The organism is Sphingopyxis sp. Q841, assembly GCF_052384365.1.
Classification (GTDB): Bacteria; Pseudomonadota; Alphaproteobacteria; order Sphingomonadales; family Sphingomonadaceae; genus Sphingopyxis; species Sphingopyxis terrae_A.
In genome coordinates, this window is record NZ_JBQSUM010000002.1 from 791,152 (window position 1) to 806,506 (window position 15,355).

A 15,355-nucleotide genomic window follows, 5' to 3' on the forward strand; every position below is an offset into this window, starting at 1 on the left:
CCCCGCGAAAGCGGGGACCCAGGAGTTGGATGAGCCGAACCTATCATGTTTATATCCTCGCCAGCGGGCGCAACGGCACGCTCTATACTGGTGTGACGGGCGATCTGGCGCAGCGGATGGAACAGCATCGCGACGGCAAAGGTTCAAATTTTACAACGAAATACGGCGTTACTCGTCTGGTGCACGTCGAAGCATTTGCTGATGTGGACACGGCGATCGCCCGCGAAAAAGCGGTAAAGAAATGGCGCCGGGCATGGAAGCTGGAACTCATCGAACGCGGCAATCCGCAATGGCTCGACCTATATGATCGGATTAACGGCTGAGCATACTGCCCCTGGGTCCCCGCTTTCGCGGGGATGACAATGGTGGGTGGCGGAGCGCGCGCCAGCATGGTGGAGAATGATTGTGAAACTCAAGGACGTCTACCCGCTCTATCTCAACAACAAGGCGGTGCAGCCGAACACCGACCTCAAGGTGATCGACAAATTCACCGGCGAAATCGCTTTCCGTACCGCACTTGCGACCCCCGACGTCATCGATGAAGCCATCGCCGGCGCGGTGCGCGCCGCCGAGCCGATGGCGCGGCTCGCGAGTTACGAGAAGCAGGATGTCCTCAATCATTGCGTCGCGCGCTTCAAGGAACGCTTCGACGAGCTTGCCTATGCGCTGTGCGTCGAAGCAGGGAAGCCGATCGCCGACAGCGAGGGCGAGGTCGGGCGCCTGATCGACACCTTCCGCATCGCCGCCGAAGAGGCGACGCGCAACTATGGCGAGATCCAGCCGCTCGACATATCGGCGCGCGCCAAGGGCTATATGGGGATGTGGAAGCGGGTGCCGATCGGCCCGTGCAGCTTTATCTCGCCGTTCAATTTTCCGCTCAACCTTGCGGCGCACAAGATCGCGCCGGCGATCGCGATGGGCTGCCCCTTCGTGATGAAGCCCGCCTCGATGACGCCGCTGGGCGCGATTATCATGGGCGAGGTCCTCGCCGAGTGCGACATATTGCCCGAAGGCGCGTTCAGCATCCTGCCCGCGAGCCGCGACGGCGCCGATCTGTTCACCACCGACGAACGGCTGAAATTGCTGAGCTTCACCGGCTCGCCCGGCGTCGGTTGGGACCTCAAGGCAAAGGCCGGCAAGAAGAAGGTCGTGCTCGAACTCGGCGGCAATGCCGCCGTGATCGTCGACAAGGACGCCGACCTCGATCATGCGCTCGCGCGGATCATCTTCGGTGGCTATTACCAGTCGGGGCAAAGCTGCATCCATGTGCAGCGCGTCATCATCCACGCCGACATCTACGACCGTTTCCGCGACATGCTTGCCGCCAAGGTGAAGACGCTCAAATCGGGCGATCCCAAAAACCGCGACACCTTCATCGGCCCGATGATTTCGGCAAAGGAAGCAGAGCGGCTCAAGGGCTGGATCGACGACGCGGTCGCGGCCGGGGCGACGTTGCTCGCCGGTGGCGGCTGCGAGGGCAATATGCTCGAGGCGACGCTGCTCGAAAATGTACCCGAGGGGACGGACGTGGTGCGCGAGGAAGCCTTCGGCCCGGTGGTCGTCCTGTCGCGCTTCACCGACTGGAACGCCGCACTGGCGGAGGTCAACGACAGCAAATTCGGCTTGCAGGCCGGGATCTTCACCCGCGACATTCACAAGATATTGGAAGCGTGGGACGACCTCGACGTCGGCGGCATCGTCGTCAATGACGTCTCCTCCTACCGCGTCGACAATATGCCCTATGGCGGGGTCAAGGATTCGGGCCTCGGGCGCGAGGGCATCCGTTTCGCGATGGAAGATATGAGCGAAATCCGCAACTTGGTGATCCGGCGCGTCTGATCCTCGATAAACTGCGTCTGGAAACGGCCAATAGTCACCGAACCGCCGCAAAACATTCTTCAAACTGTCGCGGCTTTGATTCGCCGCATGTAACAAAACTCGTGTCTAGGCCGTGGGCAGCCAAGGCTGCCTACGGAGTGAGACATGGCCTCGATCTCGACCCTGCCGATCCCGAACCGCTTTCCCGATCCCTTCACCACCGAACCGCATGTGCCCGAGCGGGTGATCGGCGAGCGGCGCAATTACCGCACCGTGTGGGTCAGCGACATCCACCTCGGCACGCGCGGCTGCAACGCCGGGCTGCTGATCGACTTTTTCGACCATGTCGATTGCGAGACGCTCTATCTCGTCGGCGACATCATCGACGGCTGGCGGCTGAAGAAGCGGCATTTCTGGCCGCCCGAGCATAATGACGTCGTCTGGCGCGTACTGAAGCGCGCGAAGCGCGGCACGCGCGTCGTCTATGTCCCCGGCAATCACGACGAGATGGTCAAGCCGTTCGACGGCTTCGATTTCGGCGGGGTCGAAATCCGGCGCGAGGCGGTTCATCAGACCGCCGATGGCCGCAAGCTGCTGATCGTCCATGGCGACGAGTTCGACGCGGTAATGCTCGCGCACCGCTGGCTCGCCTTTGTCGGCGACGCAGCCTACACCGCGCTGATGAAGTGCAATGTGGTCGTCAACGCGATCCGCAGCCGCCTCGGCCTCCCCTATTGGTCGCTGTCGATGGTCGCCAAGCACAAGGTCAAGAACGCCGTCCAGTTCATCGGCCACTATGAAGAGGTGGTCGCCCATGCGGCGCGCTCACGCGGGGTCGACGGGGTGGTGTGCGGGCATATCCACAGCGCAGAGATGCGCGCGATCGACGGCGTCGATTATTACAACGACGGCGACTGGGTCGAGGGTTGCACCGCGCTGGTCGAACATCATGACGGCCGCATGGAAATCCTGCACTGGGCCGAAGAGGTCGCCGCACGCGACGCGCCGGCCCCGCTCGGCCTTCCTGCTGCCGCAAAGGCCGCGTGAGCGCCGCATGCGGATATTGATCGTTACCGACGCCTGGGAGCCACAGGTCAACGGTGTCGTGCGCACGCTGCAGGCGACGATCGCCGAGTTGCGCGCGCAGGGGCATGTCGTGGGGGTGATCTCGCCCGATCTGTTCCGGTCAATCCCCTGCCCGACCTATGGCGAGATCCGCCTGGCCTTCGCGGGCAAGCGCGCCGTCGCACGGCGCATACGCGCCTTCGCACCCGAGGCGATTCATATCTCGACCGAGGGGCCGCTCGGCCTTGCGGCGCGGCGCTGGTGCATCGATACCGGCTTTCCCTTCACCACCGCCTATCACACGCGCTTTCCCGAATATGTCGCGGCGCGCATCCCCGTGTCGCCGCAGTTCGTGTGGCGCTTTATCCGCTGGTTCCATCGCCCCGCGCAGCACATCATGGTCGCAACGCGCTCGCTGAAACGCGAGCTTGCGGAGCAGGGTCTTGGGCAGACGATGATGTGGGAACGCGGCGTCGATCACGCCCTCTTTCATCCCGATCGCACGTCCCATCCCGATTTCGCCGGCCTCGCCCGCCCGATCCAGCTCTATGTCGGCCGCGTCGCGGTCGAAAAAAACATCGAGGCATTTCTCGAAACCCGACATCCGGGAACGAAGGTGATCGTAGGGGACGGTCCGGCGCTCGATGATCTGCGCGCCCGCTTCCCGGATGTCCGTTTCCTCGGCAAGCTCGGCGGCGAGCGTCTTGCCAGCGCCTATGCCGGCGCTGACGTCTTCGTCTTCCCCAGCCGTACCGACACCTTCGGCCTTGTCGTCATCGAAGCGCTGTCGTGCGGCACGCCCGTCGCGGCCTATCCCGTTGCCGGCCCGGCCGACATCGTCACCGACGACGCTGGCGCTCTCGATACCAATCTCGATCGTGCGATCGCGCTGGCACTGACACGCGATCCGGCCCGCGCCGCGGCCTTGGGCCAACGCTACAGCTGGCCGAACTGCACGCGGCAGTTTCTGCGCGCACTGACCTTCGTACCCGCCGAATCCGCGACGACGCCGGCCACGGTTTCGGCCCGCCTGGTTTAGAGTCAGCCAGGACTCTAGAAGGCCTTGCGCCACTCCAGCTCGATATAGCGGCCGAGCGGGTCGATATAGCCCGGCGCATAGGTGAGCGGCACGACGCCGCTGGCGTCGGTGACCTTGCGCTGCGCATCGAACAGATTGTCGATCGACAGGCGCAGGCGCGACCCCTTCAGGATCGGCAGCGCCTTGGTCAGTTCGGGCTTCTGGTTGAAATCGACGAAAAAGCGCAGATTGAAAGTTGCAAGATCGTGGAAGGTCAGATCGCCGTTGGCGCCGCCGACGACGCGGCTGCCGCTGTCATATTTGGCGCTGACCCGTGCGCCGATGCCCTTGTAAAAGACGCCGCCGTCGAGTTCGACCAGATTGCGGTTGCTGCCGCCACCATTGCCGGTCGCCGATCCGTTCAGCAGATCGAGTTCGGGGACGCCGGGCCGGATCAGCACGCGGTCGGTCAGCTTGATCGTGTGATAGAGCGACAATTGCCAGCGGCCGCCCTGCGGTCCGCCGAACATGCCGCCCGGACCACCGCGCCCGCCGCGAAAGCCGCCGCCGGGGCCACGCGGGCGTGCAGGCGCTGCGGCGGGCGCATCGCCCGATCCGGCGGGTTTAGCGGCCTGCCCGTCGGGCGGCGGCGGGGCGTCGCCCTGCGCCGGCTGCGGACGTCGCTCGGCGCCGCCAGCCGGACGACCGCCACCGAAGCGGCCCGCACCCGGACCCGCTTGCGACTGGCCGAAACTGCGGCCGAAATTGATCCCCCAGCGAATTTGTGAATTGGTTGCGCGGTCGAAATTCACCGGGCGCTGGTCGAGCGCGACAAGCACGCCGCCGACGCGCGTCGCGCGATCCGGGAAAGCGGCCTCGATCTCGGGCGTCAACAGCGGGAAGCCGTTGCTGGTGTCGTCGCTACGGTTGCTGTTGTAGTTGATCGAAAGGTTCAACCCCTCGACCATCGGCGGCGACCAGTTGAGCCCGAGCTTCACATCGCGGCGCTGTTCGGCGAGGAGGAAAGGATTGCCGCCGGTCGTCGTCTGGATCTGCACCGTCTGGCCGGTGCGGAAGTCGTAGTAGGTGACATTGTCGGTAACCAGCGGCGCCGCGCCGAGCTGCGTCACCGAAGGCGCCGCCTCGTCGCGGTTGAAGCTTGCGAGCAACGACAGATTGTCGGTCAGCCCCCAATTGAGCGTCGCGCCCCAGCTTTTGAGCGCGGCGAAATCGCTGGGGTTTTCGACCTGGCCGTTCAGCGTCAGCGAAATGCGACCGATCTTGCCGACATCATAGTCGGGATCGAGGATCGGCACCGTCAGCGATCCGAAAACGCTCGGCGTGTCGCGCGCGAGGTCGCTCGTCGTGATGCCGCCGCTGCGGTCGGCGCGGCTATCATAACGCAGGCCGGTATAAGCGCCGGTGATCGATGCGCGGATCGGGCCGGCCCATCCCTCGACCACGCTCCCCGAGATATTGGCATTGCCGCCGAAGCTCTGCTGGCTGCTGTCGAAACGGTCGCGCCCGCCACTCAGGCGTTCGGTAAAGATGCGCTGATCGCTGTCGGCATAATTGCCCGTAACCGACCAGCGCCACGCGCCGAGCATGCCGTTGGCGCTTGCCGAACCCGTCCAGTTCTGCGTCCGGCTGTCGCGGCGCAGCGGATCGCTGACACCGCCCGCGCCAGGGCCAAGGAGGCTGAGGCTGTCGGTCTGGTCGAACCGCAGGCTTGCCGACAGGTCGGTGACCTTGTCAAGATTGCGGACGATCGTGCCGTCGATGATATAGGTGTCGCTGGCGGGCAACAGGCTGCGCCCCGTGTCGCCAAGGTCGCGCTCGCGCTCGAGCAGCATCGTCTGCTGCTCCCACCCCCCGTTGAGGTTGAAGCGGCCATTCTGTCCGATCGCGACGACCGCGGGTTCCAGCTCGCTCTTGAACTGCCCGCCCTGCGTCGGCAGGCCTGCCTCGCCCTCCACCGACACCTGTTTGAAATCGGGCTTGAGCACGAAATTCACCACGCGGTCGGTTGCGGCATAGCCATATTGCAGCGCGACTTCCTCGGGGAAAATCTCGACCTTGGCGATCGCTTCGGGCGGAAGGTTGCGCACCGCGCCGAAGCCGCCGATCCGGCGCCCGTTGACCAGGATCACCGGCCGCCCGCTACCGCGCCCGCGTCCCGACCGCGTGATCGGTTCGAGCGCCGTCAGCAATTCCTCGATCGACGAGGCGCCGTAGCTGGCGATCGCGGCTTCATCGAGTTCGGCCTCGGCCGCGATATCGGTGTCGATCTGCCCCGCGATCCGCGGCGCGGTCACGACGATCTCGTCGGCATAGTCGATATCGTCGTCGGTCGGGGTGCCCGAGCTCGAAACAGCGGGGACGGTCGCCTGATCCTGCGCCATCGCGGCCGGGACAGCCACAATCGCGGCGCCGGTCAGCAACAGGGCGCGCATGGGAAGGAGCGGTCGAACATACATGGTGGGGAGAACCTTTATCTTGTCTTTTGGTCATCATGCCGGACCCGATTGAACCGACGATGAAACGAATTTCGGTCTTGCCGGGCAGCTATTCGCCAATTGTCGCAACACTATGGCATCGCGAGGGCGCTTCCACCAACGCCCGTTCTGGACCGACGAAGCGCCCGAGCGCCCGGCTTGACCCTAGACAGTCGGCGCCGGCATCCGTATCGGCCAGCCATGCCGACTCCAGCCTCTTCCGCCGCCCCCGAATCGATCCTGATCGTCGATTTCGGCAGCCAGGTCACCCAGCTCATCGCCCGCCGTGTCCGCGAAGCCGGCGTCTACAGCGAGATCGTTCCGTTCAACGCCGCCGAGGCCGCGCTCGAACGGATGAAGCCCAAGGGCGTGATCCTCTCGGGCTCACCGGCATCGGTCCCTGCGGCGGGCAGCCCGCGCGCCCCGCAATCGGTATTCGAAAGCGGCCTTCCCATCCTCGGCATCTGCTACGGCCAGCAGGTGATGAGCCAGCAGCTCGGCGGGCAGGTCGAACCGGGCGGCGCCGATGGCGAGCGCGACGGCGAATTCGGCCGCGCCTTCCTGACCGTCACCGAACCCTGCGTGCTCTTCGACGGGCTGTGGGAGGTCGGTGAACGGCATCAGGTGTGGATGAGCCACGGCGACCGCGTTACCCGCTTCGCTCCCGGCTTCCGCATCGTCGCGGTCAGCGATGGCGCTCCTTTCGCGCTGATCGCGGACGACGAGCGGCGCTATTACGGCACCCAATTCCACCCCGAGGTCGTCCATACACCCGACGGCGCCAAGCTGATCGCCAATTTCGTGCGCCACGTCTGCGGGTGCAGCGGCGACTGGACGATGGCGGAATTCCGTGCGACGAAAATCGCCGAGATCCGGGCGCAGGTCGGTGACCAGCGCGTCCTCTGCGGCCTGTCGGGCGGCGTCGACAGCGCGGTCGCCGCGGTGCTGATCCACGAAGCGATCGGCGAGCAACTCACCTGCGTCTTCGTCGACCATGGCCTGCTGCGCATGAACGAGCGCGAGCAGGTCGAACGGCTGTTCCGCGACCATTACAACATCCCGCTTGTCGTCGTCGATGCGGAGGAACGCTTCATGGCGGGCCTCGCAGGGGTCACCGACCCCGAAAAGAAGCGCAAATTCATCGGCGCCGAATTCATCAACGTCTTCGAGGAGGAAGCGAAGAAGATCGGCGGCGCCGACTTCCTCGCCCAAGGCACGCTCTATCCGGACGTCATCGAAAGCGTCAGCTTCACCGGCGGGCCGAGCGTTACGATCAAGAGCCATCACAATGTCGGCGGCCTTCCCGAGCGGATGAACATGAAGCTCGTCGAACCGCTGCGCGAACTGTTCAAGGACGAGGTCCGCCTGCTCGGCAAGGAACTCGGCCTCCCCGACATCTTCGTCGGCCGCCACCCCTTCCCCGGCCCCGGCCTCGCAATCCGCATCCCCGGTGAGGTGTCGAAGGAGCGCTGCGACATCCTCCGCAAGGCCGATGCCGTCTATCTGGAAGAGATCCGCAATGCCGGTCTCTACGATGCGATCTGGCAGGCTTTCGCGGTGCTGCTGCCCGTCAAGACCGTCGGCGTGATGGGTGACGGGCGCACCTACGACCATGTCTGCGCGCTGCGCGCCGTGACCTCGACCGACGGCATGACCGCCGACATCTACCCCTTCGACGCAAGCTTCCTCAGCCGCTGCGCGACGCGGATCATCAACGAGGTGCAGGGTATCAACCGCGTGGTGTACGATTATACCTCGAAGCCGCCGGGCACGATCGAGTGGGAATGATTCCGGGCACGAAAATACGCCGGCTCTAGACGACATCAGCGCGCAGCAGACGATTGTCAAACTACCGCCGCGCACGGCAGCCGACGAAAAAGCGCGTGCCCAGCGACTTTAGCGCATGACGTCGGACGTTTCGAAAAGCGCCGTTTCAGCAACCGGACGGGGAAAGGGTGCGAAATCACCTCGCCCACCATGTTTAAGCGCCGACAGGATGAGGCCCGACCGCGCCGCCCATTCCGATCCGCAATGCGGTGATCGATCCAGGGCGGCTCGCCCTCATCCATTCGCCGATAAGCCGCGAATACTGGCGTGCGCTCATGTGCGTCGAATGATCTATCCGGATCGGAAATAACGCGAACAAACATATCAATAAAATGATTTGTCAAACCCAATCCGACAAGTCTCTTCCACTATTTCGAAATTAAGATAATTCCGGATACTATGAGAGTCCATGTCGAAATATATTGAAAATCCTTGACTTTTCAAAAATGATACCCCATGTTCCAGTTGCTAACGTCGCCTGCGACGGAATTTTGATACCCCAATCGGGGCGATTCTTCCCTTCTCACGCTTCCAGCTCTGTCGGCGCTTGTGCCGGCGGACACTCTGTTTTCGTGAAAGGAAACATCTAATGCCGATCGGCACAGTCAAATTCTTCAACAGCGACAAGGGCTACGGCTTCATCTCGAACGAGGACGGCTCGGGCGACAGCTTCGTCCATGTGACCGCGGTCGAGCGCGCCGGAATGGCGACGCTGGGCAAGGACCAGCGGGTCTCGTACGCGCTGGAAACCGGTCGCGACGGCAAGATCTCCGCGGTCAATCTAGAAGCGGCCTGACCCGGACCTTCCGCAATGGCATGGAGGAAGGTCTCATCTTCGAGGGCTCGATCGCGATAATTCTGCCCGACCGGCGGTTTCCGCGTCACCCTGGAAAATGGGCATCGCCCGACCGCCCATACCGCTGGACGGATGCGATGCTTTCGCGTCCCTCCAGCGATCGGCGACGTCCGCGCGGTCGATTGAACGAGAGGAAAACGCCGTGGCAGCAAGCAGCGACAATTATCGCGAGCAGGCCGAGCGATGCGAGGCCGAAGCGGCCGCAGCGGACCTGACGCTGGTTCGAGAGCGCAACCTTCGTTCGGCTGCCGCCTGGCACGCGCTGGCCAACCGCCAGTTCAAATCCGAACAGGCCCGTGCCGTCAAAGAGCAGCTCGCAGATGCGGTCCGCGCCCAATGCCTCGGATAATGTCGCGCGATGCAAAAAATCGAGGCGCGATGTTCGCGCCTGATTACTGACGAACCCGAACCCGGATAATTTCAATGGATATGAACCAGCTCTTCTACCACCACCAACTTGCCGTGATCGCTGCCGACCGAGCACACCACAAAGGCGAAGCACCGGCCCACTTCGATCTGCCGAACCATTATGCGCAGCGGATCAATATGTTTCGCGAAAAACGCGGGCTCCAACCTGATTTTGTCGGCTATAGCAGCGCGCATGCACAGCAGCAGGTCACAGCGATTTAGACGGGATCGGCTGCGATAACGCTCGACATCACATAGCATTGGCCTATGCCTCCATGACAAAGGCTTCCCTGCGACCCGGGAAGCCAATGGGGCTTCCTTTGGTCACGACCGCAGAGGATGAAAGGGCCTCGCATACAGATGCGAGGCTCTTTTGCGGTGGGGTTCTATTGAACCGCGCGACTGCCCTTGCGCGAATTTCCGGTGCCGTCCGTAAGTCGGGACAGTCACGCTCTCCTTGTTAAACGCGCGGAAGCGAAAGCAAGGCTACGGGCGGGAATCCTCCCCCCTCGACAGTGAGATAGAAGCGCCGCGACGAGCCGTGGGATAGCGCCACAATGCCGATCTTTTCGTCCTGAAACCATATCCAGAAACGATGGACGCCGTCCCGTGTCCATTCGATGATCTGATCGACATGGAACAGGCTTTCGCCCACCTTCACCGCTTCGATATGGTGGAGCCGGCCATCGACACCGCCCTGCCGGATGCCCGTGATTTCATAATCGGCCATCGCCGCTTCTCCTGCCCCCACCGGGCTTCAGTAACGCACCGGCACGATACGGATCCGGTCGATCGCGCCCCGCGAGGCCCGCGACCGGGCGATCGCCGCGGCCCGCAACATATCGAGCGTCAACAGGTCATACCCCTGCTCGTAGGCTGCATGGGCAGATCGGTTTCGACAATGAGGATGACTTTGCGCGCCAGCCCGTCGATCCCCCATTCGAACCAGGTTCGGATGATATGCCGTTCGACTTCGCGGTCAGCCGGCATGCCTGGCTCCGACAGTCATCGCGCGCGAACGTATCTCGCGCTCGACGATCGCATAGCCCGCGTCGCTAAGCGTCGCGATGGCGATCGGCCGCCCGAGCAGTTCCGCGCACTCGCCGTTGAGGAACGCCAACGCTGGATCGCGCCCGCCGAGCAGTTGGAAAGCGAGCGTGCTGATCGCACCCTGGCGCCTTGCTTCTTGCGGGGCAAGCGGCGCAAAGGACCGTCGTCGCCTGAACGGATTGGTACGCGCGCGCGTCGGCATCTCTTGTCTGTCAGACATCATTGATCTGCCTGCCGGAAGTCGCACTGCTAATGTGCTGACGGCGCAGAGCGGCGCGGGCATCCTCGATATTGGTATAGCGAAATGTGCCTACGCTGAACTGCTCGATATAGCTGTGGGAGATGCCTTCGTCCGACTGCGAGGGTAACGGCCGCAAATGCACCGCCTGCCGCGCGTCGGAGGTAGGCGAAGGCAGGTCAGCAGCCAGCACCGCGAGTTTTTCTTCATCAAGATCGAGGGCCTGATAGATATCGTGCCCGATGACCCACAGCGCTTCGTGAAGATCGGCCAAGCGCTCGGCGATGCCGTCCAGCGCGCATGCGTTGCGCTCGGCCTCGGTCATAGCCAGCGCCCTGTTGACGAGAAGTTCGGCGACCAGCGTATCACCAAGAAAGAGCGGATAAGAGTTGCGCTGTCCCGAGGTCGGGGGATCTGACCGCGGGTTGCTGCCCTCTCGATCGGCCATAGGTGCCGGACCGACGCCGATGCCGCGCCGCGCGCGATACTCGCTGATCCGCTTCGCATAATAGCGCGGAAGGTCGAAATTGGAGGCGGGGTGCCCATCGCGGTGGGCACGGTTCGCGGCCATCAGCGCCATCTGGTGATGATAGAGAAGTTGATTGAGATCCATGGCCAGCTCCCGTTCAGCGGGAGCGCGTTGGTCTCTCAGTCGCCGGCATGCCAAAGTAAGCAAGCGATGATCTATAAATGGGCCCTCGCATAAGCTCTTACAAGGCATGTTCGATACGCCATTAACGATCCCCGCCGCTCATGAGTCCTGTCCTATGCAGTTGCCTTAGCCTTTTGGCGCGGGAGTCTGTTCGAAGAGGCGCTTCTCGTCACTGATACTGCCGGCAGGTGAAGGGTCTGGTTGACCATAGTTTAACCTTGCGGGCGCTCCGGGGGATGAGAGCGTTGCGCCGCGAGAGGAGGAATCGAACATGCGTCATGCTCTCATCCCTGCCGCCTTCGCCGCAGCGTTCGCCAGCAGTTCAGCGGTCGCGCAGAGCGCCCCCGACGTCGAGGATCTCGTCGGTGCCCGCGCCGCAGGCGGAGAAACCCAGCTTCTCTCGCGAGGCTATGTCTCGCGCCACTCCACCGTTGTTCGCGACCAGCGCTTCACCTTCTGTTGGAACGAGCGAATGCAGCGCTGCATCTCGGTTTCGACCGTCGATGGCCGTTACGCCGCGATCCTCGGCGTTCCGCAGGCCAATTGTTCCGACAGTCCGGGTATAAATGAACCTGCCGAGCACAGTACAGCGCCGCATGCCGCAGAGGCGAGCGATCCGCAATCGCTGGTCCTGGTCTGCTATGGCTCGGGCAACCGCCCCATGGTGAACTCGCAGCCCAATTACGTCTGGAACGATTCGAGTCATAAATGGGAGTGGCGCAACCAGGTGACGAGCGGCACCGAAGGGTTCAACAGCGACGTTCAGATCGAACTCTACGGCGATCACGGCCGGATCCACCTCGGCCCGAAGCTGGTTCCGCCCATCCATTCGGGCGGCGATCACGGCTGGTGGAACCTCGAAAATCTCGTGGTCGGCCGCGACCAGATCACCGCCAGCTATCGCCTCAACGGAATGAACAAGCCCAAGATCACCGTCGATCGCCGGACCGGGCTCATCACGGTCAAGGCGATGACCGACTTTTCCGGGCGATGCGACGTCGGCAACTGGGGCAACGGCCAGCGCCGGTTCTGAACCGGGTTATCGAAGGCGACAGCGAATGGCCACCGCCTTTCGCTGTCGCCTTGTGGCCGCCAGGCTCGCGCGGCTTTCGGCTTTCTACTGAGAGAATCGGTCAGGACATGAAGGTCTCGTCATCCGCCCAGATCGGACGTCCGCCTACCTGTTCTTGAGGCGCCGAGGGTCGATCGGCTCAACGGGGAGCCCGGCCGATCGCTTGCTACGATCGAGCATGGCGCGGACGTTCAGGACATTTTGGTCAATCCAGCCGGGCGGTGCGATCTGGCGCGCAATGAAGCCCAGGGCATCCGCGATGCGCGGTAGCAGCGAAGGGCCGATATGCTCGGCGCCATGAACCAGCCGATATTCGTGTGCGAGCCGGGCGTCGAACAGGACGCGGTGCAGAAACTCCGCACCATCATAAAGATAGAGCATGTCCTGGTCGCCGACCTCGAGATAAACGCCAAGACCGAGCAGGCGGTCTGGCGCCCGGCTTGCAAGCGATGCGGGATTGTTCTGCGCCCAATATTCGGCATCGACCGGATTCCCGAATATCGGATGGAGAACCTCTTCGGGCCGCCAGAAGCGCGTGTGTGGCCCCACACCCTTCCACGCAAGGGCAGGCTCGATCGCAGGCTCCAGTGCTGCCACCGCAGCGAAAAGCTGGGGATGTTTGAAGGCGATGCGCAGGCAGCCGAGGCCGCCCATCGACCAGCCGCCGATGAAGGTGCGCTCGCGCCCTTGCGAGACATGGGCGCTTCGGCGCACGAACGGCAGGACGTCCGAAAGAACGAAACTCTCCCATCGCTCCGACCCGTCCCGGAAATCCATATAGAGCGAGCGACGCCCGGTCGGCGTGGCAATGACGAGCGGCGGCAGCCGACCCGCCGCAATCTCGCGGTCGAAAACGTCCTTGAAGAAGGCGAGATCCTTCTCGCTACCGTTTCCGCCGTGGAGCAGCAGCAGCAGCGGATAGGGGTCGGTTCGATCGGCGTCATAGCCCGGCGGCAGGTAGATGGCGACACGCGCCTCGCCCGGGACGAGCGACGATGCGCGCGAATGATAGGTGATAGTGCCTGCCGCCAGTGCAGGAGCCGATAGCGTGGCCAGCGAGGTGGCCGCCCCTGCGGCGGTAAGGCCCGCGAACTCCCTGCGATTCAGCATCCGTACCTCCTGTCGGCAGACGATACGCCCGGCGGAAACGGGCAGCTCAGCGATCGTCCGGCGCGACGCACCGAAAGCTGCTCGCCGACAGCGTCGACCCCCAACCGCGATATTCGGCCTTCCGCGGATAGGCGCAGAGCGGGCGTTGCATTTCGATCCTGCCGGCGTCGTCGCTGGCGAACTTCGTAGCGATGACCTGGTTGGGCGCATCGCCCCCGTCCGCCCATTCGATCAACGCCGAAAATAGATCATGCTCTGCGTCATAGCCGGGCGGCTGGGGTGGGATCCCGAGCGTGGCGTTGAAGCTGTCCGGCCCGGTCCCGCCGCCGCAATGCATCATGCCGGGCGCGAGGAACAGGCGCGCGCTCTCCGCAAGCCGGTGATCGCCGCCGACCTCGGCCGCCTGACGATCAAAAAATGCGATCGACTGGCCGGGCGCCACGAGCGTATCGGCAAGGCCGTGGAATATGATCAGCTTGCCGCCGCGCGCGGCAAAATCGGCAAGGCTCCCGCGCGTCGCGTCGTTGACGATCGGGTCGAGGCGCGCATCGACCGCCGGCATGTCGCGGTCGAAATCGAAACCCTTCCAGTCCCAATCGGCGCCGAACACCCATTTGAACAGCGCGCCGAAGGGTGGCTGATCCCTGATCGGCTTTTGAAGGAAGGACCAGCCGAAGGTGTCGGGCATTTCGCTTCCCGGCAACCAGCCGAAGTAATTGGCCTTGCCCGCGCGGTTCGTAGGCCCCGAATAAAAGGCCCGCGCGGTTGCAACCTCGGCTTCGGTCAAGCAAGCGTTGCCCGCCGCGCCCCTGCATTGCAGCACCCCCGGGTCGAACTTGCAATTCAGCGGGTCCGAAACAAACCGGTCGCCCGCGAGGCCATGGCCCTGCCGCCAGCACGCCGCGACCGCCGCCCGGTTGAGCAGCTTGAGCTTGGCATCAGATAACAGGCTGTCCGGCGTGCGGTGCGCAGCGGCATAGTCCCAGAGCACCGCGGCGTGCCCCCATGTGCGGTTAATGACCGGCGCTCCGACCAGAATCCCGTCATAGTCTTCAGGATAGTAGAGCGATTCGATGAGCCCCTGCTGCCCGCCCGTCGAACATCCGGTATAAAAGGAACGCCTTGCATTGCGGCCGTAGAAAGCCTTGGTGATCGCCTTCCCGGTGATCGTCATCACATGCGTCGAAAGTCGGCCCCAGTCCCTCCATTTGCGGGGGTGATCGATGAGGGCCTCACCTTCCAGCGGCGACGCCGGTGCGGTTCCGGCATCGGTCGTCGCGGTCGCAAATCCGCGGCGCAGACCATCGACCATTCCCGAATAGCCGCCGGCAAGGTCACCGGCAAAGCCGCCGTTGCCATTGCCATGGAAGACGCCGGTCCATCGCTCGGTCGGCAGCCATATCTCGACGCCAATGTCGGAATCCGGCGCCGAGCGCACGCGCGCAACCACGCGGCAGAAGCTTCGATAGCCAGGCTTGTCGCCCGCTATGCCAAGCTCGGCGGCCTTTGCCGGGACAAGCGCCGCACTTTCGATTGTCGTATCGGCAAGGCGCAATCCGGCGAGGCTGGTGCAGCGCCGTGCGGCGTCGGCGGACGTTGGTGTTTCCGCCGCTGTTGCTGCCGTCGCAGGGGCCAGCGATCCGGCCGCCAAGGCCGTCAGAAAGGCGGCGCCATATTTCCGCGTCATATCTGTCTCCCGTCTTCTTGTCGGTGCCCGGGTCCGCCGCGCGACCCCCGCTGCGCGCC

The 15,355-nt window shown here is 63.7% G+C and carries 16 protein-coding genes; 9 read left to right on the top strand and 7 right to left on the bottom strand.

All coding sequences use genetic code 11. From position 1 onward, the window contains the following. Positions 1–29: 29 nt before the first annotated feature. The 4 genes from ACT17R_RS14145 (at position 30) to ACT17R_RS14160 (ending at position 3,922) form a co-directional block, all read left to right on the top strand. Positions 30–323 (top strand): GIY-YIG nuclease family protein, encoded by a 294-nt coding sequence (locus ACT17R_RS14145; protein WP_086456084.1) that lies wholly within the window; start codon positions 30–32, stop codon positions 321–323. Positions 324–399: 76 nt separating this feature from the next. Further along, the gene (locus ACT17R_RS14150; protein WP_444809649.1) at positions 400–1,839 is read left to right on the top strand and encodes an aldehyde dehydrogenase family protein; all 1,440 of its coding nucleotides are present in this window, start codon (positions 400–402) and stop codon (positions 1,837–1,839) included. A gap of 144 nt (positions 1,840–1,983) precedes the next feature. Then, the gene (locus tag ACT17R_RS14155) at positions 1,984–2,865 is read left to right on the top strand and encodes a UDP-2,3-diacylglucosamine diphosphatase (RefSeq protein WP_444809650.1); all 882 of its coding nucleotides are present in this window, start codon (positions 1,984–1,986) and stop codon (positions 2,863–2,865) included. Between the two features lie 7 nt (positions 2,866–2,872). Next, positions 2,873–3,922, top strand: a complete 1,050-nt coding sequence (locus ACT17R_RS14160) for a glycosyltransferase family 4 protein (RefSeq protein ID WP_062765698.1) — start codon at positions 2,873–2,875, stop codon at positions 3,920–3,922. A gap of 14 nt (positions 3,923–3,936) precedes the next feature. Here the strand turns inward: ACT17R_RS14160 and ACT17R_RS14165 are convergent, their stop codons facing one another. Beyond that, positions 3,937–6,354, bottom strand: coding sequence for a TonB-dependent receptor plug domain-containing protein (locus ACT17R_RS14165; protein ID WP_444809651.1), 2,418 nt, complete (start codon positions 6,352–6,354; stop codon positions 3,937–3,939). A 243-nt stretch (positions 6,355–6,597) separates the two neighbouring features. Here ACT17R_RS14165 and guaA point away from each other — a divergent pair, with 243 nt between their 5' ends. The 4 genes from guaA to ACT17R_RS14185 all read left to right on the top strand — a co-directional run bounded on the left by guaA (position 6,598) and on the right by ACT17R_RS14185 (position 9,709). After that, complete coding sequence (guaA, locus tag ACT17R_RS14170; RefSeq protein ID WP_186401747.1) at positions 6,598–8,184, top strand: glutamine-hydrolyzing GMP synthase; 1,587 nt, start codon at positions 6,598–6,600, stop codon at positions 8,182–8,184. A 628-nt stretch (positions 8,185–8,812) separates the two neighbouring features. Next, on the top strand, positions 8,813–9,019 hold the full coding sequence (locus tag ACT17R_RS14175) for a cold-shock protein (RefSeq protein ID WP_186401748.1): 207 nt from the start codon (positions 8,813–8,815) through the stop codon (positions 9,017–9,019). A gap of 202 nt (positions 9,020–9,221) precedes the next feature. Further along, positions 9,222–9,428, top strand: a complete 207-nt coding sequence (locus ACT17R_RS14180) for a hypothetical protein (RefSeq protein ID WP_440512165.1) — start codon at positions 9,222–9,224, stop codon at positions 9,426–9,428. An 80-nt stretch (positions 9,429–9,508) separates the two neighbouring features. Next, positions 9,509–9,709 (top strand): hypothetical protein, encoded by a 201-nt coding sequence (locus ACT17R_RS14185; protein ID WP_186401750.1) that lies wholly within the window; start codon positions 9,509–9,511, stop codon positions 9,707–9,709. A gap of 238 nt (positions 9,710–9,947) precedes the next feature. Here the strand turns inward: ACT17R_RS14185 and ACT17R_RS14190 are convergent, their stop codons facing one another. The 4 genes from ACT17R_RS14190 to ACT17R_RS14205 form a co-directional block, all read right to left on the bottom strand. Continuing rightward, entirely contained in the window at positions 9,948–10,217 is a 270-nt protein-coding gene (locus tag ACT17R_RS14190) for a hypothetical protein (RefSeq protein WP_186401751.1), read from the bottom strand. Positions 10,218–10,336: 119 nt separating this feature from the next. Beyond that, entirely contained in the window at positions 10,337–10,477 is a 141-nt protein-coding gene (locus ACT17R_RS14195; RefSeq protein ID WP_444809652.1) for a hypothetical protein, read from the bottom strand. Beyond that, entirely contained in the window at positions 10,467–10,739 is a 273-nt protein-coding gene (locus ACT17R_RS14200; RefSeq protein WP_444809653.1) for a hypothetical protein, read from the bottom strand. The genes ACT17R_RS14195 and ACT17R_RS14200 overlap by 11 nt, the downstream gene beginning before the upstream one ends. Positions 10,740–10,749: 10 nt before the next feature. Further along, the gene (locus ACT17R_RS14205) at positions 10,750–11,388 is read right to left on the bottom strand and encodes a hypothetical protein (RefSeq protein WP_444809654.1); all 639 of its coding nucleotides are present in this window, start codon (positions 11,386–11,388) and stop codon (positions 10,750–10,752) included. 310 nt (positions 11,389–11,698) lie between these two features. Here ACT17R_RS14205 and ACT17R_RS14210 point away from each other — a divergent pair, with 310 nt between their 5' ends. Continuing rightward, positions 11,699–12,460: a hypothetical protein gene (locus ACT17R_RS14210; protein ID WP_444809655.1), complete on the top strand. Its 762-nt coding sequence runs from the start codon at positions 11,699–11,701 to the stop codon at positions 12,458–12,460. Between the two features lie 144 nt (positions 12,461–12,604). On the opposite strand, the gene ACT17R_RS14215 is transcribed toward ACT17R_RS14210, so the two are convergent. Together ACT17R_RS14215 and ACT17R_RS14220 are read right to left on the bottom strand one after the other, a co-directional pair. Further along, positions 12,605–13,609 (bottom strand): alpha/beta hydrolase, encoded by a 1,005-nt coding sequence (locus ACT17R_RS14215; protein WP_444809656.1) that lies wholly within the window; start codon positions 13,607–13,609, stop codon positions 12,605–12,607. 46 nt (positions 13,610–13,655) lie between these two features. After that, positions 13,656–15,296 carry a tannase/feruloyl esterase family alpha/beta hydrolase gene (locus tag ACT17R_RS14220; protein WP_444809657.1) on the bottom strand — a complete coding sequence of 547 codons (1,641 nt, stop codon included), beginning with the start codon at positions 15,294–15,296 and terminating at the stop codon, positions 13,656–13,658. Positions 15,297–15,355: the final 59 nt, after the last annotated feature.

Excerpts from the sequence above, each read along its gene's own strand:
- ACT17R_RS14145 (WP_086456084.1), top strand. The coding sequence starts at position 30 with ATGAGCCGAACCTATCATGTTTATATCCTCGCCAGCGGGCGCAACGGC.
- ACT17R_RS14150 (WP_444809649.1), top strand. The coding sequence starts at position 400 with ATGATTGTGAAACTCAAGGACGTCTACCCGCTCTATCTCAACAACAAG.
- ACT17R_RS14155 (WP_444809650.1), top strand. The coding sequence starts at position 1,984 with ATGGCCTCGATCTCGACCCTGCCGATCCCGAACCGCTTTCCCGATCCC.
- ACT17R_RS14160 (WP_062765698.1), top strand. The coding sequence starts at position 2,873 with ATGCGGATATTGATCGTTACCGACGCCTGGGAGCCACAGGTCAACGGT.
- ACT17R_RS14165 (WP_444809651.1), bottom strand. The coding sequence starts at position 6,354 with ATGCGCGCCCTGTTGCTGACCGGCGCCGCGATTGTGGCTGTCCCGGCC.
- guaA (WP_186401747.1), top strand. The coding sequence starts at position 6,598 with ATGCCGACTCCAGCCTCTTCCGCCGCCCCCGAATCGATCCTGATCGTC.
- ACT17R_RS14175 (WP_186401748.1), top strand. The coding sequence starts at position 8,813 with ATGCCGATCGGCACAGTCAAATTCTTCAACAGCGACAAGGGCTACGGC.
- ACT17R_RS14185 (WP_186401750.1), top strand. The coding sequence starts at position 9,509 with ATGAACCAGCTCTTCTACCACCACCAACTTGCCGTGATCGCTGCCGAC.
- ACT17R_RS14190 (WP_186401751.1), bottom strand. The coding sequence starts at position 10,217 with ATGGCCGATTATGAAATCACGGGCATCCGGCAGGGCGGTGTCGATGGC.
- ACT17R_RS14195 (WP_444809652.1), bottom strand. The coding sequence starts at position 10,477 with ATGCCGGCTGACCGCGAAGTCGAACGGCATATCATCCGAACCTGGTTC.
- ACT17R_RS14200 (WP_444809653.1), bottom strand. The coding sequence starts at position 10,739 with ATGCCGACGCGCGCGCGTACCAATCCGTTCAGGCGACGACGGTCCTTT.
- ACT17R_RS14205 (WP_444809654.1), bottom strand. The coding sequence starts at position 11,388 with ATGGATCTCAATCAACTTCTCTATCATCACCAGATGGCGCTGATGGCC.
- ACT17R_RS14210 (WP_444809655.1), top strand. The coding sequence starts at position 11,699 with ATGCGTCATGCTCTCATCCCTGCCGCCTTCGCCGCAGCGTTCGCCAGC.
- ACT17R_RS14215 (WP_444809656.1), bottom strand. The coding sequence starts at position 13,609 with ATGCTGAATCGCAGGGAGTTCGCGGGCCTTACCGCCGCAGGGGCGGCC.
- ACT17R_RS14220 (WP_444809657.1), bottom strand. The coding sequence starts at position 15,296 with ATGACGCGGAAATATGGCGCCGCCTTTCTGACGGCCTTGGCGGCCGGA.